The 19,575-nt window shown below is 36.4% G+C and carries 22 protein-coding genes; 3 read left to right on the forward strand and 19 right to left on the reverse strand.

The features are described 5' to 3' along the window. Window positions 1-199 precede the first annotated feature (199 nt). From I6U50_RS00930 to ruvC, 9 genes are all read right to left on the reverse strand, one after another. Window positions 200-1,978, reverse strand: coding sequence for a MutS-related protein (locus I6U50_RS00930; RefSeq protein WP_198637531.1), 1,779 nt, complete (start codon window positions 1,976-1,978; stop codon window positions 200-202). After that, window positions 1,971-2,336, reverse strand: a complete 366-nt coding sequence (locus I6U50_RS00935) for an MmcQ/YjbR family DNA-binding protein (protein WP_198637532.1) — start codon at window positions 2,334-2,336, stop codon at window positions 1,971-1,973. The genes I6U50_RS00930 and I6U50_RS00935 overlap by 8 nt, the downstream gene beginning before the upstream one ends. A 137-nt stretch (window positions 2,337-2,473) precedes the next feature. Beyond that, window positions 2,474-3,088: a DUF4230 domain-containing protein gene (locus tag I6U50_RS00940; RefSeq protein ID WP_193710430.1), complete on the reverse strand. Its 615-nt coding sequence runs from the start codon at window positions 3,086-3,088 to the stop codon at window positions 2,474-2,476. A gap of 1 nt (window position 3,089) precedes the next feature. Beyond that, on the reverse strand, window positions 3,090-3,440 hold the full coding sequence (locus I6U50_RS00945; RefSeq protein WP_198637533.1) for a DUF4260 domain-containing protein: 351 nt from the start codon (window positions 3,438-3,440) through the stop codon (window positions 3,090-3,092). Next, window positions 3,437-4,183, reverse strand: coding sequence for a cyclase family protein (locus I6U50_RS00950; protein WP_198637534.1), 747 nt, complete (start codon window positions 4,181-4,183; stop codon window positions 3,437-3,439). The genes I6U50_RS00945 and I6U50_RS00950 overlap by 4 nt, the downstream gene beginning before the upstream one ends. A 44-nt stretch (window positions 4,184-4,227) precedes the next feature. After that, window positions 4,228-4,533 (reverse strand): type II toxin-antitoxin system RelE/ParE family toxin, encoded by a 306-nt coding sequence (locus I6U50_RS00955; RefSeq protein ID WP_198637535.1) that lies wholly within the window; start codon window positions 4,531-4,533, stop codon window positions 4,228-4,230. Further along, entirely contained in the window at window positions 4,517-4,750 is a 234-nt protein-coding gene (locus tag I6U50_RS00960; RefSeq protein ID WP_198627526.1) for a hypothetical protein, read from the reverse strand. Before I6U50_RS00960 ends, I6U50_RS00955 begins: the two co-directional genes overlap by 17 nt. Before the next feature lie 40 nt (window positions 4,751-4,790). Continuing rightward, a complete protein-coding gene (hemW, locus tag I6U50_RS00965) occupies window positions 4,791-5,918 on the reverse strand; it encodes a radical SAM family heme chaperone HemW (RefSeq protein WP_198637536.1) in 1,128 nt (375 codons plus the stop codon). Window positions 5,919-5,941: 23 nt separating this feature from the next. Beyond that, entirely contained in the window at window positions 5,942-6,493 is a 552-nt protein-coding gene (gene ruvC, locus I6U50_RS00970; protein WP_198627524.1) for a crossover junction endodeoxyribonuclease RuvC, read from the reverse strand. Window positions 6,494-6,767: 274 nt separating this feature from the next. Here ruvC and I6U50_RS00975 point away from each other — a divergent pair, with 274 nt between their 5' ends. Beyond that, on the forward strand, window positions 6,768-7,814 hold the full coding sequence (locus I6U50_RS00975) for a glycosyltransferase family 2 protein (protein WP_317192002.1): 1,047 nt from the start codon (window positions 6,768-6,770) through the stop codon (window positions 7,812-7,814). A gap of 1 nt (window position 7,815) precedes the next feature. Further along, a complete protein-coding gene (locus I6U50_RS00980; RefSeq protein ID WP_198637538.1) occupies window positions 7,816-8,100 on the forward strand; it encodes a YciI-like protein in 285 nt (94 codons plus the stop codon). A gap of 168 nt (window positions 8,101-8,268) precedes the next feature. Here I6U50_RS00980 and I6U50_RS00985 read toward each other — a convergent pair whose 3' ends face one another. The 6 genes from I6U50_RS00985 to I6U50_RS01010 all read right to left on the reverse strand — a co-directional run bounded on the left by I6U50_RS00985 (window position 8,269) and on the right by I6U50_RS01010 (window position 12,952). Next, window positions 8,269-8,838, reverse strand: a complete 570-nt coding sequence (locus I6U50_RS00985) for a hypothetical protein (RefSeq protein ID WP_232804618.1) — start codon at window positions 8,836-8,838, stop codon at window positions 8,269-8,271. Between the two features lie 68 nt (window positions 8,839-8,906). Further along, on the reverse strand, window positions 8,907-9,317 hold the full coding sequence (locus I6U50_RS00990; protein ID WP_198637539.1) for an ExbD/TolR family protein: 411 nt from the start codon (window positions 9,315-9,317) through the stop codon (window positions 8,907-8,909). Between the two features lie 39 nt (window positions 9,318-9,356). Continuing rightward, window positions 9,357-10,472 (reverse strand): tetratricopeptide repeat protein, encoded by a 1,116-nt coding sequence (locus I6U50_RS00995; protein WP_198637540.1) that lies wholly within the window; start codon window positions 10,470-10,472, stop codon window positions 9,357-9,359. A 22-nt stretch (window positions 10,473-10,494) separates the two neighbouring features. Next, window positions 10,495-11,943 (reverse strand): M56 family metallopeptidase, encoded by a 1,449-nt coding sequence (locus I6U50_RS01000; protein WP_198637541.1) that lies wholly within the window; start codon window positions 11,941-11,943, stop codon window positions 10,495-10,497. Further along, on the reverse strand, window positions 11,943-12,305 hold the full coding sequence (locus tag I6U50_RS01005) for a BlaI/MecI/CopY family transcriptional regulator (protein ID WP_198637542.1): 363 nt from the start codon (window positions 12,303-12,305) through the stop codon (window positions 11,943-11,945). The genes I6U50_RS01000 and I6U50_RS01005 overlap by 1 nt, the downstream gene beginning before the upstream one ends. A 113-nt stretch (window positions 12,306-12,418) precedes the next feature. Next, window positions 12,419-12,952: a hypothetical protein gene (locus I6U50_RS01010; RefSeq protein ID WP_198637543.1), complete on the reverse strand. Its 534-nt coding sequence runs from the start codon at window positions 12,950-12,952 to the stop codon at window positions 12,419-12,421. 100 nt (window positions 12,953-13,052) lie between these two features. Between I6U50_RS01010 and I6U50_RS01015 the strand changes: the two genes are divergently transcribed. Continuing rightward, window positions 13,053-13,550 (forward strand): DUF456 domain-containing protein, encoded by a 498-nt coding sequence (locus I6U50_RS01015; protein WP_198637544.1) that lies wholly within the window; start codon window positions 13,053-13,055, stop codon window positions 13,548-13,550. A 104-nt stretch (window positions 13,551-13,654) separates the two neighbouring features. Here the strand turns inward: I6U50_RS01015 and I6U50_RS01020 are convergent, their stop codons facing one another. The 4 genes from I6U50_RS01020 to ppsA form a co-directional block, all read right to left on the reverse strand. Continuing rightward, a complete protein-coding gene (locus tag I6U50_RS01020) occupies window positions 13,655-13,954 on the reverse strand; it encodes an HPF/RaiA family ribosome-associated protein (protein WP_198637545.1) in 300 nt (99 codons plus the stop codon). A gap of 91 nt (window positions 13,955-14,045) precedes the next feature. Then, window positions 14,046-14,486, reverse strand: coding sequence for a hypothetical protein (locus tag I6U50_RS01025; RefSeq protein WP_198637546.1), 441 nt, complete (start codon window positions 14,484-14,486; stop codon window positions 14,046-14,048). A gap of 79 nt (window positions 14,487-14,565) precedes the next feature. After that, the gene (locus I6U50_RS01030) at window positions 14,566-17,193 is read right to left on the reverse strand and encodes a cation-translocating P-type ATPase (protein WP_198637547.1); all 2,628 of its coding nucleotides are present in this window, start codon (window positions 17,191-17,193) and stop codon (window positions 14,566-14,568) included. A gap of 11 nt (window positions 17,194-17,204) precedes the next feature. Then, entirely contained in the window at window positions 17,205-19,571 is a 2,367-nt protein-coding gene (ppsA, locus tag I6U50_RS01035) for a phosphoenolpyruvate synthase (protein ID WP_198637548.1), read from the reverse strand. Window positions 19,572-19,575: the final 4 nt, after the last annotated feature.

The raw sequence follows: 19,575 nt of genomic DNA on the forward strand, positions 1-19,575 counted from the left end.
TTACCGATTTAACATCTCCTTTTCGAAAAGAAAAGCTAGATAGTAATAAAGCTTTTAATCACGTCATCCTGCTTCCGAGTCTAATACGCTTATAAGATCATGTTAGAAGCTGAAACAAGTTCAGCTTGACGAAAATAAGACATTTCATATAATCTCAACTAAAGCCTGGAAAAGGTTCCGAAAACTTTAATTCTAGCGTTTAATCGTCTACAATCTCCATCTTTCTAAGCAAGAAAGAGGCGTTCATATTCTGGCAAATTCCATCTTTAAACTTATAATCAAAATGCAGTTCGTCGTTAATGATTTCTGCATCAAAATAATGGTTCTTCACCTGGGATAATTCTGAAGTGATTTCGCATAAACTCAAATCGTGCGTTGCGATAATTCCGGTTGAATTGGAGTTCACCAGTTTCCGAATAAACTTCTTAGAACCTATGGCCTTATCACTACTATTGGTTCCTTTTAATATTTCATCCAGAATAATAAAATAACGATCGGTTTTTATTTCATCTACAATAAATTTTAAGCGCTTTAATTCTGAAAAGAAATAAGACTCGTCATCGCTTAGCGAATCACTGGTGCGCATACTTGTAATAAGTTTTATGGGCGAATATTGACAGGCTTCTGCACAAACCGGAAGCCCTATATTACTCATTAAGATTTGTAGGGAAACCGTTCTTAAGAAGGTACTTTTTCCGGCCATATTGGCCCCGGTAATTATAAAAAATTCTTCCCTACCAATAGAGAAATCATTTGCAATCCTTTTATTAGGATCTAAAAGTGGATGTGCCAATCTTCTTGCTGTAATCCCTCTTTTTTCGTTTATGACTTCAGGAAAAACATAAGCCGGATGGTTGAACACAAAATTACCCAACGAATTATAAGCATCGGTAGTTTCAATCACTTCAAACCAATTTTCTACGTGCTGCCTGTAGCTTGAGATCCATTTTTCAAGTTTGTAGCATTGTCTAAGGTCCCATAGCAAAAAACCATTGCCCAAAATGCCAAAAATCATATTATTTCTCTGGTCTAAAGCATCAATTGCTTTAGAAAATTCTTTAAAAATGGCAGAAGCTTTTTTCTTTTCTGAACGGATTAAAGCCTGGTTCTTTTTTAATATTTCTGAAGAAAAATCTTCTTGTTCCAGCAAGCCAAGTAACAAATGATATTGATGAAAAGTATCCTGAACTTTACTCACGCTACCCGACAATAAATTGATTTTTTTCAGGTAAATCCCTGTAAAAAGTACTCCCGCCAAAAACCATAAAAAAAGGTGAATCCCTTTTAAATAATCAAACGAATAACCGGCAATTACCAAAATGGAAATCACCGAAAATACTGTTGGCAACCATTTTACGTAATCTGGAACAAAATTCTTATAGTTTTTAAACCATTTGATAACAGTTTTAGAAGGTGTTTCAGTCTTCACTAATTTAGCTAAAGCAGTAAACTCCTGCCGCCATTTTGGCTTTTTAGCCAGTTCTTTAATGGCTTCCTGTTTTAAGGGTATATTCTCTATGCTGTTTTCGGTAAAAATACCCGCCAGTTTTTTGGTCCCTTCATAAAGTGCGGTTCGGTTTGCATATTGAAAAAACGATCCCCGCCCAAATAAATCTATATCCTGACTGTAGGGATGTGTGGGCTTTTCAAATTCACTTCCATCGGGGAGCTCTTGAAAATACCTGGTTTTTAGAATATCTATTTCCTGTTCATTCAGCTTGATGATTTCTTTTTGTTTATCGCTTTCATCTTTTAGGTTGCTATGCCTGGAAACCAGGAACAAAAAAAGTGCAATCCCGCCAATAATTACCGGTACGATTACATTCATATTTCCGAAGAAATAATAAACTGCAAAACAAATCGCTAAAAAAATCAATAGCCTAATCAAGCTGGAAACCAATAATTTTTTTGAAATCTTAGCTAATTCCTGCCTGTGTATTTCTTTCTGTTTTGTATAAAATTCTAATGGGTTATTCATCTAAATCTTTAAGTTCTTGTTGTTGTTTTTTGGTTAATCCTGAAATGACCAAATGATACGAATCGTCTAACAATTGGAAAACAAAATCGGGCTTCAGGTGACCATCCAGGATTACGGTGTTCCAATGCTGTTTGTTCATATGGTAGCCGGGCAAAATATTGTTTTCGTTTGCTTCCCGCAAGCTAATTGCTTTTTCAGGATCACATTTTAAATTTACACTAAGCGGAATCGCATCCAGACTGGCCAAAGCAAACATTTTGCCCATTACTTTAAAAACCAGCATATCGGGACCAAAAGGAAGTCCTTCTGTCACTCCTTTTTTGTTTATGCAATAATTTCTTAGTGATTCGATGTCCATATGCAATATTGTCATTTCCGCGCAGGCGAAAATCTAAAAAATGTTCAGGTTTGTATTAAGATGAAAAAACAATAACCATCTTAGATCCTGACTTCTCGACTCTGCTAGAAGTGACGAATTCAGGGTGACGTCATCGTCTATTTTTCGATTTTTGACTGATTTCTATCTTCCAAAGTTAGTGCGGTATAATCTAATTTCCAGCCTATAGTTTCTACTATTTTTTCCATTAACAAAATGGTATCCAGTGCCTCTTTTCTTGCCTGGTCTAACAAACCGCTTTGTGGAATTTTATCTACAATATAGTTTTTGGCATCCCGGTTAATATCGGTAAGGTCTGATGTGGTAAAAGGATTTGCCCAACCTTCGCGCTTATCGTAGTACTTAAAATCTGTCTCTACCGTAAGCAATTCAGGCTGCGGAAAATTGGTTAGTACAATGGTTTTTCTTTCGTTTTCACTGGTCATTCGCACTTTACTAAGATCGAAACCTACGTGTGCTTTGGCATTTACCAGTACAATGGCCTTTTTCTTTCCTAAAAGCAAGCTTAGGTATTTTTCCTTTAAATTCTCGTAATGATAAACTTCAGAAAAATCGCCTTCAACGGTGATGAACTTACAAACACTTCTAATTTTATCCATAATCACCAACGACTGCTCGTTGGTTTTAAGTTTTGATTTCTCCTTATTAAACCTGGCGAAAATAAAATAAGCCACAACCGCTCCCACGGCCAATCCGATAAATAAAAATTCCATATTAATTTCCTATTTCTCCCAAATGAGTGAATTTAAAACCTTTTTCATATTTAAGGCCATAGCCTAAAATACGATCAAAAGCCACGTGTGAAAACAAAATTACACCTATTAATTGAAATACTTCATTTTGCAGATAGAATCCCAAAATCCAAATTAAAATTGCCAATCCCCTGTGATGAAAAAGATTATAGGTAAAAGCACCTATTTTAGTATTGAAGAGATATCCCAGCATACCAAAATCTGGTGTAAAAAATAAAACCAAAAACCACCACCAGGCAAAGTCTAATTGACTAAATACAAAGATTCCCAGCATTAACATTGCCAGTTCTTCAAGTGCGAGTGTTATTTTCATAATAATTTATATAAAACAGGCTTTGATGGGCTGGCATCATTTTCAAAAGAAGCTATTTGCAGGTTTAATAAATAAGCACCATCTTCAATAGTATTTGGCACATAAACTAATTCGGTAATAGTAGCCTCAAACCGGGTCTTTTTCGGGTAATTCCAAAAGGCCTTGTGCGCCAGTAGTTTCCCGCCGTCTTTTTCTTTATCTACAGAGGGCAAATCTATAAGCAGATGTTCTATGCCACAATTCCTAAGGTAAACTGCAGCTTCTTCGCTAAGATATGGCCAATTGGTATGCGAATATTTTTTGGTTTGTTTTTCCCTAAAATTAGGTAGGGTTCTTATAATTAAGGCTTCTGTTTCGTTAGCCTGGATGTTTTCTTTTAAAATGGCTTCAGAAATCACTTTATCTTCTCCCCTGGTTTCAGGCTCTACTGAAATCAACTTAGAAAGAAAGAAGAAAGTTTTCAGCGTTTGATTGATGCTGTAAAATTCCCTGGAAATATGTCCCACACATTCTGTATGCGTAGCGTGTGCGTGAGGATTAAACTGAATAGTATTAAAATTAACCGAAGCGCCTTCTGAAACTTTCCCAATAAAATCACCGTCTTTCACCGGTGTTATTTTAGGAGCACCTAAATACCATGCCACCGGGTTTTTAGCATCGCCCCGCAAACCAATGGAAATATCCAGGGGTTTGGAAAGATCGGTTTTAAAATCCTTAGCTTTAAAATTAATGTTCGTTAGCATTCAGCTAAATTATAAAAAGAGTTGGTAGAATAAGCCGGTAAAATTTATTGAAACTTAATTTTATCAGGATCCTTTCTATTAGAAAAGAAAGATAAAATTTCAATCTTTTCGTTGTGCAGTCTATAATACAGCGTATTAAATCTTGCAATTACAGCTCTGTGAATATTTTGCTTTTTATAGGAGACCTGAAATATGGTTGGGTTTTTAGAAATTAACTCAAGGGTATGATCTAAGTGTCTAAATAATTTTTGGAGCTCTTTTTCAGTCCAGTTTTCTTCTAAATAGGCTATTGTTTCCTCAAGTTCAGAAAGTGCGTGAACAGTCCAAAAAATCTTATAACCATTTTTCATAGAGTTTCCTGGCTTCAGATTGCGGTTTTAAGTTCCCGGAATTGGCATCTTCAATTCCTTTCCCTATAGATTTTTTCTCGCCTTCATTTATCTTATTCCACCAATCAGCCTTCTCACTCTCTCTCAATTTCATTAATTTATCTATAATGATTTCATTATCCAAAGTGGATAACCATTGAATTAATTCTATTTTCTTGTTTTTAATATCTATAGCCATAACTCAAATTTACGATTTTTGACTTTAATTTCGATATTTATTATTCCAGGAAAAACAAATCGGCAGCAATACCATCGCTTAAAAACTTCCCTTTGGCAGTAATATGAAAAAGCCCATTTTTTTCCTCAAGTAAATTTTCCTTTTGCAATGGCTTTGCAAACTCCACAAAGTGATTTTTGTAATCTTCTCCAAATTTTTCGGAAACCTCAGCAATATTCACCCCAAATTTTGTGCGAAGCCTCGTCATCACATATTCGTTGTATTTATCTGAAAGTGATAAGGTCTCAGTTTCCTGCGGAATTTTATCATTTTCGAGAGCCTTTATGTAAAGAGGATTGTTAGAAATATTCCATTTCCTGGAGTTGCCATCATAAGAATGCGCGGCAGGCCCAATTCCTAAATAGGATTTCCCCAACCAATAAGCGGTATTGTTCTCTGAAAAATAGCCGGGCTTGCCAAAGTTTGAAAACTCATAATGTTCAAACCCATTTTTAGTAAGGGTTTCAACCAGAATTTCGAAATGAAGTTTAGCAGCATCGTCATCTACCGGTTTTAGTTTTCCCCTTTCAATAAATTTATGTAATGCGGTATTCGGCTCTACCGTAAGCGCATAACTGGAAATATGAGGCACACCAAGTTCTAACGAAATTTCCACATTTCGCTGCCATCGCTCAACACTCATTCCCGGGATTCCGTAGATAAGATCTATAGAAATATTATCGAAAGTTTTTTTAGCAAGTTTTATGCTTTTTAAAGCTTCTTTGGCATTATGGGCGCGGTTCATCAGCTTTAAATCTTCTTCAAAAAAAGATTGCACCCCAATACTTAAACGGTTTATTTTAGAAACCGCAAGCATTTTCAACTTTTCTTCGGTTAAATCATCGGGATTGGCTTCCAGGGTAATTTCAGGATTATCGGCAACCTTATAATTCGCATAAATGGTCTCAAAAATTTTCTGAAGCTCATCTGCTTCCAACAAACTGGGCGTTCCGCCTCCAAAATAAATGGTATGGATTTCAGGGGGATTAAGCTCATTTTTCCGAAGCAGCAATTCCTTACATAACATTTCCACAAGTTTAGTTTTCTTTTTTAAAGAGGTAGAAAAATGAAAATCACAGTAATGACAAGCCTGCTTACAAAAAGGAATATGAATGTAAATACCAGCCATTTTATAAATTTGAAAAGCTTAAATTATTTAATTTTCTTCGGGTTTTGCTTTACGAAGGCAGCCCATCCGGAATAGCTTTTTCCCATTTGAGTTTTCCCCGAATTGTAGAAGTGACAAACCGCAGCTGCAAGCCCATCGGTTGAGTCGAGATTTTTCGGTAATGATTTCAAACCCAACAAACTTTGCAACATTTTTGCCACCTGTTCTTTGCTGGCGTTCCCATTACCAGTAATTGCCATTTTGATTTTCTTGGGTAAATATTCGGTAATTGGAATATCTCGTGAGAGTCCGGCGGCCATCGCCACACCCTGTGCCCTGCCTAATTTAAGCATAGATTGCACATTTTTACCGAAAAATGGTGCTTCAATCGCAATTTCATCGGGATGGTAAGTATCTATTAATTCTATGGTTCGTTCAAAAATCAATTTAAGTTTTACATAGGGATCGCTGTATTTACTTAGCTGCAATTCGTTGAGCTGCATAAATTTCATCTGTTTATTTTCCACTTTTATAAGTCCGAAACCCATAATCGTGGTACCGGGATCAATTCCTAAAATGATTCTCTCACTCTTCAAAATAACTGTTTCAATATAATACTTCCCTAATTTCAACTAACATCGCAAAGCTAAGCAATTTCGTTTCCTTACTCGCTTTCAAGTCTTTTTAACTTAGCTTTTTTCTTTCAATAAATTCAGAATTCACATTGATTTAATTTACTTTACAGCACAATAAATTAGAAAACCGAGTATGTTCATTTTTGTTATTATTTGTATTTGTTATTCGGTCTTAATGCTCATGTTGCTGTATGGCTGGAAAAAAATCCCTGAATTCTCTTCGGAAAATTCAACTGTGCAAAAGCGGTTTTCCATTATTGTCCCTTTTAGAAATGAAGCTAAAAACCTACCGACTTTACTGAATTCCCTTGCTGAAATTAATTACCCGAATTCACAACTTGAAATTATCCTGGTAAACGATAACTCTGAAGATAATTCGGTGAAAATTATCGAAGAGTTTCAGGAAAACTATTCAGAATTAAATGTAAAGCTGTTAGAAAATAAACCTACCTCAAAGGCTCCCAAAAAAGACGCGATTACTACCGCTATTAAGGCTTCAAAATTTGAATATATTATCACCACCGATGCAGACTGCCAAATTTCTAAAACCTGGCTAAAAACTTACAATAGTTTTATTCAAAAAACCAATTGCAGTTTAGTTGCAGGACCGGTTGCATTACTTCAACTTCCCGGAGAAAACACCAATACCGGACGAAAACATATTTTACGGAATTTTGAGGAATTAGATATTCTAAGCCTCCAGGCATCAACCGCGGGTGCTTTTGGTATAAACAGGGCTTTTATGTGTAATGCCGCCAATTTATGTTATAAAAAAGAAGCCTTTTTGAAGGTTTTAGGGTTTTCGGGAAATACTAATATTGCCAGCGGTGACGATGTTTTTTTGCTTCAAAAATTTCAACAAAGAAAATACCCAATAGGTTTTTTAAAAAGTAAAGAGGCCATTGTTTACACCCGGGCTCAAAATAATTTTAAGAATTTAATTTCTCAACGAATTAGATGGGCTTCCAAAGCGCCGGCTTACACGAGTATCTTTGCTAAAATAACCGGAATCACTGTATTCTTAATGAATGTAAGCCTGGTGATAGCCGCTTTTTTAGTCTTTTTACAGCTGATTAATTATCAGACTGTTTTAATAATTTTTCTGATAAAGTTTAACCTGGATTTTATTTTAATATATAGTGCGGCTAAATTTTTTAAGCGAGAAACAGTATTACAAAGCTATTTTTGGAGCAGTATTTTTTATCCTTTTTTTAGCACTTATATCGCCCTGAAATCATTATTTTATGGGTTCTCCTGGAAAGGAAGGGAATTTAAAAAATAAGGTGAATTACTATATATTAACATACACTACCCCTGAAAATTACCTGGAGGAACGGGAAAAATATCGAAAAGACCACTTAAGCCACGCAACCGAGTATTTTAATGAAGGATATTTGCTGCTTGGCGGAGCCATAGATTCGGCTAACGAAGCTGTATTGGTTTTTAAAGCCAACAGTGATAAGATTGCCAAAGCTTTTGCAGAAAACGATCCTTATACAAAAAACGGACTTATAAAAAGTTGGTCGGTAAAAAAGTGGAATGTGGCAATTGGGGATGATTTAGTTTAGACTAACTAATACTCTTTTAAGTTTATTCTTAACCGCTTGAATTGATTTTAGTGCCTAAAATTAAGCTTAAATAATTCCTCATTCCAGAAACTGAAACAAGTTCAGCTTGACCGGGTCAAAACCCAATTTTCAATCTCTAAGTAGAGATATAGATGTTCAACTTAAACCTTACTCTGCTTTAATTACAATAGGCATTTTAAAAACCGTAGAAACCGGTACCCCGCGCTTACTTGCCGGATAAATTTTTGGAAGGGAATCTATACTTTGGTCTAACCACAATCGCAATTCAGGTAACTGGCTATTTAAAGTAGAGTCTATTTTAACCGAATCTATTTCGGGACGCCCAGAACTATTTATTTCCAGGTAAAGATAAAGCGTATCGTCTATAGATTCTGTAACTACTGGTTGTTGTTTAGAAAGGTAAGCGTAGATATTTTCAGCAACTTCCCGCTCAAAACAATCCCGGGCTGCTAAAAGTTCGGTTTCGTTCCGGCAGTCTTCAAAAGCCGGATATTCATCTACTTCCTTCCAATTAAGCGTCTTTGCTTCCAGTTCCAGTACTTCTTCCGATGAAATTTTCCTAGTTTCAAAATTACAGGAAGCAATTATTAAAACAGCAACTGCAAGTAGACTATACCGAAAAAAAATCAAAAGGCTATTAGAGAATAAATAAGACTTTAATTTCGAGACAGGTTTTAAAGCCTTTAAATCTCGATTATTGAGTAAAGCTTTTTTCATTGGCAAATACACTTGTACTTTAAGCAAAAGTAAGGAAAATTAAGAGAAGGCCCACTGAAAATGAAGGGCTAATCTTTTATTGCATCCAGTTTTAAAGACTTTATTTCTAACTGCCAGTTAGCCTTATCGAGATCGAGGTTTTTATATTCCAAAAGATATTTATTAGTCTTTGACTTTAAAGCTTCCATGGCTCTTAAAAGTTGATGATTTATATCCATAACAAATCCGTGTTTCAGGTTTTTGTCTGCATAAATATTATAAATAAGTCGGTCATATTTCAACGCCGGCTGCTTATAAATCAAAGCTTTAGTTTCTTTTAAAAGTTCACTCATACTCACTTTTTGCTCTTCCAAATAGATGTTTTTTTCGGCATCAACAAAAATATTGACTTCAAAAGCCTCCTGTGCAGTAGCGAAAATAGAAACAAAAAAACTGAAGAAAAATGTAATGATTTTAAATTTGATAGGTTTAATTAGCATTAAAAATAAGTTTGATAGTACTTAAATCTGCAAAGTTTATTAGTTTTCAGCTAAATGTATTTTTTGCTTTAGATCGCTTATTCTGGTTTTTGCCCTATAAAGCATTCCGTCGTTTCCAATACTCTCATATTTATTAAAATACGTCTCGTAGTAGCCAATTACGGCTTCGTGATCTGCCATATAATTATCTGCTGCAACTGCTCGTTCGTACAAAGCTCTTTCATGATCGGGATTTTCTTCCAGGGCCTTATTAAAATATTCCAATGCGTTTTTGTGCTTTTCCTGCATTTTATAGGTAAGTCCCAGGCTAAAAAATTCGGCATCTACCGGTTGTTTTTTTATAAGAATTGACATCAATAAATGCGTTTCAGATTTATCTAAGTTTCCGGTTAAAGCATATAATTTCCCTAGCGTGTAATGCGTGGCCGAATTTCGGTCTTCAAAATTCAAAGCTTCCTTATACATCGCTATGGCTTTTTTATAATCGCCAAGCCGGTAATAGGCAAATCCGAGTTTGTTATAGATGAACTCGGTACCTTCTCCTAATACTATTAACTTCTCATAACGTGGAATTGCCTCCTTATACAGTTTTAAAGATGAATAGGTTTGCGCAAGGATAGAAAGCAATGAGGCATTATTAGGATTGGCACGCAAGCCTTGTTTGCTGAAATGTTCCGCCATAGTATACTGGCGATTCTTCAATTTATCTTTTGCCAGTTTATACAGTGCTCCCTGATGCGTAGTATCAAGGCCTAAGGTAAACAAGAAATACTCCATAGCAGTACTGTCTTTTAATTTCTCCTTAATTAACCCCTGCTGATATTTAAAATTGGCATTTTGAGGATATTTTTTGCTCAGCTTGTTAAAAAGACTGTCGGCTGAATGTAGTTTTCCAGTTTTCACTAATAATTCGCCATAATCTACCGCGGTTAAAACCCGGTTTGGATTTTTGCGTAAAACCTTTTTGTAATTCTCCAGGGCAATCTCAGGTTGCCGATTGGCCGCATAGTTTTTAGCCAGTTTTAAATAAGTTCTCTCGGTTTTAGGTTCTATTTCCTGAAGCTTATTTATAGCCTCAGCATATTCCCCTACGGCATACAAACTATCGGAAACCGCCAAAGCCGAAGTTTGAGCTTCGGCTTTAAAGGCTAACATTAATAAAATGATTATACTTATTTTATTCACCACCACCTACTTGAAAAACTATAGGAAGCGAATACATCACACTAATGTTTTCTCCTTTTTGTTTCCCCGGCTGCATCTTTGGAAGCTCAGAAATCACTCTTATAGCCTCTTCTTGTAATTCCGGTCTTGCTGCTCTAGCTCTTACATCTGCTATGTTTCCTGTTTCATCTATCCTAAATTGCACAATTATACGATTTACTCCAGTTAGACCACTTTTCTCTGCAATAGAAGTATCAAAGTTTTTATTTACGAATTGTGAAATCTTATTACTAGTACATTTTTTTCTTTCTTCATTAGAGGATAGATCTTTACAACCTTGAAAAACGGGAACATCTTCAATCACTCCAAAAGGAACTGAGTTTGAATTATCAGTAGAAGACTTTTCAAAAGGGGGTGGCGATGGTGGCATTGGAGCTTTTTCAGTATCCATCACTACTTTCATTATTTCAAATAATTCCTCCTTCTCTTCAAGCGATAGTTCTTTACCTTCCTGAACCGCCAATTTAATCTCGGTTAACTGTTGGTAGATTGGTTCTTCTTTTTCATCTATCTCTCTATTTTCAGAACAAGACACATAAGTGAGCATCATAAAAAGTAAGGGCAGCACAAATAAGTACTTGTATTTCGCAATTGTTTTTGATCTTGATTTTTGTAACATACTAATTCGTTTTTTGATTAATGAATGATTAAAAAATTGATTGATGAATGAAATATTCTGCGTGTTAAACGCGGAGTTGAGCAAGTGTTCATAATAGCTGCGTTTGGTTGTGGTTTTTACCACATTTGCATCGGCGATGAACTCGTGCAATACGGCAATTCTACTCTGGTAGATGTATACCAAAGGATTAAACCAAAATATGATCTTTAAAGCTTCAAAAAATATCAGGTCCAGGCTATGTCTTTGTTTTACGTGAACCAACTCATGAGATAAAATTTGTTGCTTTTCAGCTTCAGATAATTTATTGCCTAAAAACACGGTTTTATAAAAGGTGCAGGCAATTTTCGAGTTGGGAACTTCAATAATTCGCAGCTCCTTATCTTCTGAAATTCTTCTGAAACGAAACAAATAATTGAGATCCCTGTATTTCTTTATCAAAAGCATTAAACTCAGTACTGCTCCGGCAACATAAGTAACCAACCACCAGTTTATTTGCAAGCCCTGTTGAGCGGCTAACTTTATCGCCGGTAACTCCTGACTAGCTTCTGGTTGACCACCAATATAAACTTCGGGAAGCAAAACCTGAAGGCCAGCGATAGATTCTGCCGGTACCAGTGTGGCCAGGCTTTCAAACTTCAATACTGGCAGTAAAAGGGAAACTAAAGGTGTTACTAGTAAGTACAGCCTGTTTATTGTAAAAAAGGTTTCCTTTTTTAGCAGCAGCTCGTACAGCAGTAAAAAACCAAGTTGAAAAACGATTACCTGAATTATATACTCAAACATTATTGTTCTTTTTTATTGATTTCTTTTAAAATGGCCTCCAGGTCTTTGGTGTCCATATCGTTTTTCTTCATAAAAAACGAAACCATACTTTTAAAGGAACCATTAAAATAATTGTTCATCAACTTATTGATGCTTTGGTTGCTATAGGTTTCACGAGCCAAAATCGGGAAATATAAATAGCCTTTTCCCTTTTTTTCGTGATCTACAAAACCTTTATCTTCCAGTATTCTAACAATGGTAGAAACCGTATTGTACGCCGGTTTGGGCATTGGCATTTCTTCGATAATTGAAGCTACATTAGCTTTCTCCAGTTTCCAGAGAATTTGCATAATCTCTTCTTCGGCTTTGGTTAGTTGTTTCATAATATTTCCTTGTCATTTCCGCGAAGGCGGAAATCTCTTATTATACGCATTTATCCTTCCCACTCTGGCGGAAATCTCTTATTATATAAAATGTCTAGTTTTAAATACCTATACTAATTATTAACATATTTTGTTTTACCACATTGAGCAAAATCTTGTTCCTGTTTAAAGTCAATTCTATTAGTTTTAGAGAATTCCATAATTAATTTCGCGAATTCCTTCTTTTTTATCTCTGATACATTTTCATTTAGAATATTAAAAAAATAATTCTCAATTTCTCCATTAGAATTGAAATAAAGCTTATGAACTATAGCTATTGTAGAATCATCTACTTCCCACTCAAAATTATTTTCGGATAAGTAAGCACCAACTCTTTGATGTAAATCTACCCAGGATTTTCGCACTTTCTTATACTCAGATTTAGATATTTCAGGATTCAATAAATTTGGATGAGTTTTATCTAGCGCTAATTCTCTATATTCCAATAACTCCTGCTTATCATCAAAATTAAACGTATTAACTCCCTCAAACTCTGTTATATCTTTCACTTTTTGTTGAGCGTGCTCTTTGCAACTCAAAACTCCTGTAAATAAAAATAGAATAATAAAAGTCTTTGAGGCCGTCCTATTTATGCTAAACTGTTCCATAAGTTGCTAATATAAACTAAGATTTTAGTTTAACCTAATTTTTTAGTTGAAAAATTATTTGAAATTCATCTATATTTGAACATCTACTTATAAAAACACTATGGATTTACTATTAATAGTTATTGGTGCAGTTTTGATGATATTGGGAATTCTGGGAAGCTTTTTACCGGTATTGCCCGGGGTACCGCTTAGTTGGCTGGGATTACTACTACTCTATTTATCGCCTTCTATACCCATAAATTACTGGGTTTTGGGCATAGCATTTTTTTTGGCCGCCATAATTTATGCCTTACAACTTGTTATTCCGGCCATGGGAACCAAAAGATACGGTGGCAGTAAAGCTGGTATGTGGGGTGCTACTATAGGGCTGGTTGTAGGAATTTTAACCCCCATCCCCTTAGGAATACTAATTGGAGCTTTTGTAGGGGCCTTTATTGGGGAAATCGTCAATAAATCTGACTCTAAATCGGCTTTGCGAGCGGCCTATGGGTCTTTTATTGGCTTACTGGCATCTACCTTTATGGAATTGATAGTGGCAGTAGGCTTCTTCCTTTTCTTTAGTTATAAAGTTTGGGGCTTTAGGGATTTACTATTTTAAAAAAAGAGACTGTTTAAAAATGATTAAACTTCAACTTGGGGATATTGAAATTTACCCAAAAGAATGATTCTATTTCTAATTCTCAAACAGTCCCTGCAAACATCCTAGTGAGCTACAAAAACAGCTTTACGTTTTTTAACTTGCTGTTCCAGTTCGAAGATGGTCTTTTTGATGGCTAATTCAAAACTTTCTTCTGTAGAGGAAGCAAAAATTCTTGGTCCCGGAGCACTTAGCTCTATTTCACAAATTTTTGACTTTCCCGTAGGATCATTTTCTTCTTTAAAATAAACTTCGGCCCTAATAAGCCACTCGTATTTTTCTGATAATTTGTTGAGGTGTTCTGATACTAACTCGGTTAAATTTGGTTTTCCTTTTGTTTTTATAAATTGAATGTTGATGAGCATAGTAATAGTTTTAAGTTTAGACAAAGGTATATTCAAGGCTGTTTTTAAAATATGACAACGGTCACGTTGCCTCGTTTAATTTTGCCGTGTTTCAGGAAATCTCGGGCAGCCTATCGGTGTCTTTTATATATTCGGTTATTTTAAAAAGTTCAAGCCTATTTAACCTAAAAGCTTTTACAAAAGCAGCAATCTCATCTTCTAAATGCTCGTGCTCCAATCTAAAAATTCGGCTATCTTCCATCTTTTCAAGGATCATTTTCCCTATTTGTTGCGTATGCTTTTCGGTTTTATCCAATAAATCATCACAACGCTCTCTAAGCCTCAGCAATTCATTCTTCATTCGTGAAGCTATCCTATAATTCTCATCTTTATCTATCCAAATAAAATAGCTATCTAAAAGTTTATGCAGAAAACTGAGGTCGTCTTTAAAAAAATGAAGGTCTGAATTCCAGTGTTTTGTAAGTGCATAAAGTTGTTCCATATTGGCTTCAGCGATAAAATCTCCCTTAGGCCGTTTTCTTATATTTTCCATAACTTTAAATATTTATGTAGTATGAAAATTAGCATAAAACCGACTTATAAAAAATGATTTCTCTCAGTCTCCAACAAGTTTAGTTAGCTAATTTTAAATGCTTAAAAATTTGGGATAACAGCAGGGAGGCAGTACCAAAAACCACAACCACCAGAAGATGATTAGCAGTAAGCGGCACCAGCGATAATGCCCGGGCCATTATTGGAATTTGATATACCAGAAGCATCACTAAAACAGAAAAAACCAAGGCAGCCCAAACCCATTTATTTTTTGTCACCTCGTTTTTTAAAAAAGAAGCATTTCTGGCAGGTAGGTTAAACACATTAAGCAATTGACCTAATATTAGTGTATAGAAAGCAATATTATTTACCTGGTTTGAGTTTAAGCCCATTTTAAAATGGGTGTATAAAACCGCTCCAATTACCGTTGCAGTTATACTTAAGCCATATAATACGGTAGCGAACCAAAGTTTTTTTGTTAAAATAGGTTCCTGAGGATCACGTGGGGGAGCTTTCATAATATTTGGATCTCCTTTTCCCACGCCAAGGGCCAGGGCAGGGAAAACATCGGTAATAAGATTTAAAAATAGAATTTGAAGCGGCAGTAAAGGCATAGGCAGGTTACTTAAAGAAGCCAGTGCCACCGCAATGATCTCGGCCAGGTTACAGGAAAGTAAAAAAACAACAAATTGCCTAATATTTTCAAAAATGGTACGGCCCTGTCTAATGGCCAGTTCGGTAGAAGTAAACTTATCGTCCATTAGAATTACATCGGCCACTTCTTTGGCGGCTTCGGTGCCCCTAATCCCCATAGCAATACCTATATCGGCTTTCTTTAGTGCCGGGGCATCATTAACTCCATCGCCAAGCATTCCTACAATAGCTTTGTTCTTCTGGTAAAATTCTACCAAATCCAGTTTTTGTCCCGGAACCATTCTGGCAAAGATTGCTGCCTCCATTATTTTCTTTTGCTTAACCTCAGGTAAAGTATCTATTTCCTCCAGTTCAGCACCTTTAACCACTATACTATCTGAAGCATTGGTTGAGATAAGTCCAACTTCCTCTCCTATTTTTCTTGCGGTATCGGGATGGTCTCCGGTAACCATAACCACCCGTATCCCTGCATTTTTATAGGTTTCTATTGCTTGCTTAATATCTTTTCTTGGCGGATCTAAAAAACCCAGAATTCCAACAAATGTGAGATTGTCCATCAGGTTTTCCCTGCCCGGCTTTTCTTTACTTTCTTTGTAGGCGAAAGCCAAAACCCGCATACCTTCGGCAGCGATTAATTCGGCCTGTTTTTCCCATTTTTCTTTATCCTGAAACTCTTTTGATCCTTCTTTAGTTAAAACTAAATCGCAAGATTCTAACAAAGCTTCGAGGGCGCCTTTTACACATACCAGGAAATCATCTTCAACGCGATTAACCGTAGCCATCTTTTTGATTTCAGCATCAAAAGGAATTTCCTGAGTTCTGGGATATTTTTGCTGAATTTCTTTACAATTAAAACCCATTTCTGCAGCGAATTCTACCAGGGCGATCTCTACGGCGTCTCCGGCCATTTCGCCATTTTTCATTTTTGAATTGTTGCAAAGACACCCAATATCTATCAACCTTAAAAAAGCAGGATCTTTTTTGAATTTTTCGCCTTCGGTAGCAGGAAATTCTGAAGAAGGAAGCATCACATAATGTACACTCATTTTGTTTTCGGTAAGGGTGCCTGTCTTATCGGTACAAATAATACCGGTTTCGCCTAAAGTTTGAACGGCTTCCAGTTTTTTTATCACCACATTTCTTTTAGAAAGCCTAAGCATTCCCCTGGCAAGGGCAATAGTTGCCACTATGGGCAAGCCTTCGGGAATAGCGGCTACCGCAAGGGCTATTCCGGTTTCAATCATTAATAATAAGTCTTTTCCCTGAAAATAACCGGTAACTATAATAAGCAAGGCCAGGAATAAAGTAAGCCATATAAGCCACCGGCTCAATCTTTTAAGTTTCTTCTCTAAAGGAGTACTTTCTTTTTTAGCGTTTTCTGTAAGCTCGCTAATGCGTCCAATTTCTGTATTAATTCCGGTGGCCACCACTACGGCCTTTGCTTTTCCCCTAACCGCAATAGTACCTTTATAAAGCATATTTTTACGCTCGGCCAAAGGAAAATTAGCAGAAAGGCTTTCTGTACTTTTTTCTATCTGATTACTCTCACCTGTAAGAATTGCTTCTTTCACGGCAAAACTATCAGTTTCTAACATACGGCAATCGGCAGGAATCACATCGCCGCTTTCCAAAAGCACAATATCTCCGGGCACCAATCCCACTGCCTTTATTTGCTTTTCTTTTCCATCACGCCAAACCCTGGCCCGGGTTTCTACCATTTTTTGCAGTGCCTCTACCGAGCGAAGCGCCTGCCATTCCATAAAAAATCCTATTAAGGTGGTGATAAGAATAACAATTAAAACAGCAGTACCTTCTATGTATTCACCAAAGAGATAAGCCAATAGCATGGCAGCAGCCAGGATATAAATAATGGGATCAAGAAATTGCTCTAAAAAAATGAGGAAGATGTTTTTAGACTTTTCCTTTTTTAAGCGGTTATAACCATTTTCTTCCAATCTAGATATAACCTCGGGATAGGCTAAGCCCTTAGTGGGATCTACATCCAAATCTGCTAAAACTTTTTCAATAGAGAGCCTATGCACATCCTTAATCATTCTATGATGTTTTAACGTACAGCTTCTGCCTTATTAATATTTTCTATTCCTTTTAGCAGGGCATCAGGATTAAACGAGATACTGTTAATCCCTTCTTTTACCAAAAAGGAAGCAAATTCAGGAATATCACTGGGTGCCTGGCCACAGAGGCCTATTTTTTTCCCTGCTTTTCCGGCTTTATGTATTGCGGTGGCAATCATTTCTTTTGCTGCCGGATTATTTTCATCAAAAACAGGCGTCATAAGCTCTGAATCTCTATCTACGCCGAGTGTAAGCTGGGTAAGATCGTTAGAACCTATAGAGAATCCATCGAAGTACGCTGCAAACTCTTCCAGCAGAATCACATTTGAAGGAATTTCAACCATCATATAAAGCTCAAGTGAATTCTTTCCACGCTCAAGGCCAAATTCTTTTAAAGTATCAATTAGGCTTTTTGCTTCTTTTATAGTTCTGCAAAATGGAATCATCACTTTTAGATTAACAAATCCCATTTCTTCCCTAAGCTTTTTTATGGCTTTACACTCCAGCCTAAAAGCATCTTTATAATTAGGGTGCGAATAGCGGGCAGCACCTCTAAAACCCAGCATAGGATTTTCTTCTAAAGGCTCAAATTGCCTACCTCCTATTAAGTTGGCATATTCATTACTTTTAAAATCGCTAAGCCTAACAATAACTTCTTTTGGATAAAATGCAGCCGCCATTACGGCTATTCCCCGGGATAATTCTTCTACAAAAAAGTCTGTTTTATCTTTATACTGCCAGGTAAGCTCATCAATAGTCTTTTTTGCGGCCTTCTCTTTTACCTCAGCATATTTTACCAGGGCCATAGGATGAATCTTAATTTTATGGGTAATTATAAATTCCATTCGCAATAAACCAACCCCCGTATTGGGATAAAAAGAGAGTTGAAAAGCCCTGTCTGGATCTGATAATATAAACTTAACTTCAGTATTGGGAAGCTTAATTTTTCCGAAATCAATTTTCTTAGTTTCAAACTGCAGCGCATCTTTATACACAAAGCCGGTTTTACCCTCACAGGAAACGGTAATCATTTCGCCGTCTTTTATTTTTGTAGTAGCGTTGGTTGTCCCTACAATTGCCGGCACACCAAGTTCACGGGCTACAATGGCAGCATGGCTGGTTCTGCCTCCCCTATCGGTTACCACCGCAGTTGCCAGTTTTAATAAAGGATCCCAATCTGGACTGGTGTTGTTGGTTATTAAAATTTCTCCGGGGTTTAGTTTATAACCTTCATCGGGTGACTTTAAAAACCGGGCTACCCCGCAAGCAATACTGGAGCCAATGGCACTACCACTGGTTAAAATTTCACCTTTTTCTTTTAAGTGATATTCTATATAAAAACGTTTGTCTTCAGCCTGGTGCACCGTTTCTGGCCGGGCCTGAGTAATAAAGAGCTGGTTAGAGCCCCCATCTTTTGCCCACTCTACATCCATAGGCCTGTTATAATGCTTTTCTATTAATAAGATCCACCGGGAAAGTTTTATAATCTCCTTATCATCTAGCACAAAACTATCTTGTTTTGCCAGCGGTGTTTCAATATTTACGGTAGAAGAGTGACCACTGGACTCGGCGTAGACCATAGAAAGTTCTTTGCGACCAAGTTTTTTCTGAATAATAGGATTTTCGGCTTTATCTATGGTGGGTTTAAAAACATCAAATTCATCTGGATTTACCAAACCCTGCACAATATTCTCGCCTAATCCCCATACGCCAGATAAATGAATAATATTTCTAAAACCAGACTCTGGCTCCAAACTAAAGCCAATTCCGGAGCAACCAATATCAGAGCGTACCATTTTTTGCACGCCTACCGAGAGGGCAATTTCGTGATGTAAAAAGTCTTGATCTTCCCGATATTTAATAGCCCGGTTCGTATAAAGCGAAGCAAAACAGTTTTTAACCGCCTTAAGTAAAGTTTCTGTTCCCTGTATATTTAAAAAGCTATCGTGCTGCCCGGCAAAACTTGCATTGGGCAAATCTTCGGCGGTTGCACTACTTCGCACGGCTACCTGAATATCTTCTCCCTTGCCCAAATCTTTATATGCTGAAATAATTTCTTCGGAAAACTCTTTAGAAAATTCTGCTTCTAAAATTAGCTTTCTGGCTTCAGAACCAATCCCGGTAAGGTTCTTATAATTTTCCCTGTTTAGTTGTCTCAACAGGTTTTTTAATTTCCCTTCTATATCATTAGATTTCAAAAAGGTCCAAAAAGCTTCAGAGGTAGTAGCAAACCCATCTGGAACCAACACTCCTTCTGAAGATAATTCATTATACATTTCACCCAAAGAAGCATTTTTACCGCCTACTTCAGCTAGATTTTTTATAGATATCTCCTTAAATTTTTTAATGAACTTCATAAGC

This window comes from Salegentibacter maritimus, assembly GCF_016236975.1.
GTDB classification, from domain to species: domain Bacteria; phylum Bacteroidota; class Bacteroidia; order Flavobacteriales; family Flavobacteriaceae; genus Salegentibacter; species Salegentibacter maritimus.

Coding starts and splice junctions, on each gene's coding strand:
- hemW (WP_198637536.1), bottom strand. CDS start 5,918: ATGGCTGGTATTTACATTCATATTCCTTTTTGTAAGCAGGCTTGTCAT.
- I6U50_RS00960 (WP_198627526.1), bottom strand. CDS start 4,750: ATGGCTATAGATATTAAAAACAAGAAAATAGAATTAATTCAATGGTTA.
- I6U50_RS01005 (WP_198637542.1), bottom strand. CDS start 12,305: ATGAAACAACTAACCAAAGCCGAAGAAGAGATTATGCAAATTCTCTGG.
- I6U50_RS00995 (WP_198637540.1), bottom strand. CDS start 10,472: ATGTTAGCCTTTAAAGCCGAAGCTCAAACTTCGGCTTTGGCGGTTTCC.
- ppsA (WP_198637548.1), bottom strand. CDS start 19,571: ATGAAGTTCATTAAAAAATTTAAGGAGATATCTATAAAAAATCTAGCT.
- I6U50_RS00940 (WP_193710430.1), bottom strand. CDS start 3,088: ATGGAATTTTTATTTATCGGATTGGCCGTGGGAGCGGTTGTGGCTTAT.
- I6U50_RS00990 (WP_198637539.1), bottom strand. CDS start 9,317: ATGCTAATTAAACCTATCAAATTTAAAATCATTACATTTTTCTTCAGT.
- I6U50_RS00935 (WP_198637532.1), bottom strand. CDS start 2,336: ATGGACATCGAATCACTAAGAAATTATTGCATAAACAAAAAAGGAGTG.
- I6U50_RS01015 (WP_198637544.1), top strand. CDS start 13,053: ATGGATTTACTATTAATAGTTATTGGTGCAGTTTTGATGATATTGGGA.
- I6U50_RS00955 (WP_198637535.1), bottom strand. CDS start 4,533: ATGAAAAATGGTTATAAGATTTTTTGGACTGTTCACGCACTTTCTGAA.
- I6U50_RS00950 (WP_198637534.1), bottom strand. CDS start 4,183: ATGCTAACGAACATTAATTTTAAAGCTAAGGATTTTAAAACCGATCTT.
- I6U50_RS00930 (WP_198637531.1), bottom strand. CDS start 1,978: ATGAATAACCCATTAGAATTTTATACAAAACAGAAAGAAATACACAGG.
- I6U50_RS01030 (WP_198637547.1), bottom strand. CDS start 17,193: ATGATTAAGGATGTGCATAGGCTCTCTATTGAAAAAGTTTTAGCAGAT.
- I6U50_RS01000 (WP_198637541.1), bottom strand. CDS start 11,943: ATGTTTGAGTATATAATTCAGGTAATCGTTTTTCAACTTGGTTTTTTA.
- I6U50_RS01025 (WP_198637546.1), bottom strand. CDS start 14,486: ATGGAAAATATAAGAAAACGGCCTAAGGGAGATTTTATCGCTGAAGCC.
- I6U50_RS01010 (WP_198637543.1), bottom strand. CDS start 12,952: ATGGAACAGTTTAGCATAAATAGGACGGCCTCAAAGACTTTTATTATT.
- I6U50_RS00945 (WP_198637533.1), bottom strand. CDS start 3,440: ATGAAAATAACACTCGCACTTGAAGAACTGGCAATGTTAATGCTGGGA.
- I6U50_RS01020 (WP_198637545.1), bottom strand. CDS start 13,954: ATGCTCATCAACATTCAATTTATAAAAACAAAAGGAAAACCAAATTTA.
- I6U50_RS00985 (WP_232804618.1), bottom strand. CDS start 8,838: ATGAAAAAAGCTTTACTCAATAATCGAGATTTAAAGGCTTTAAAACCT.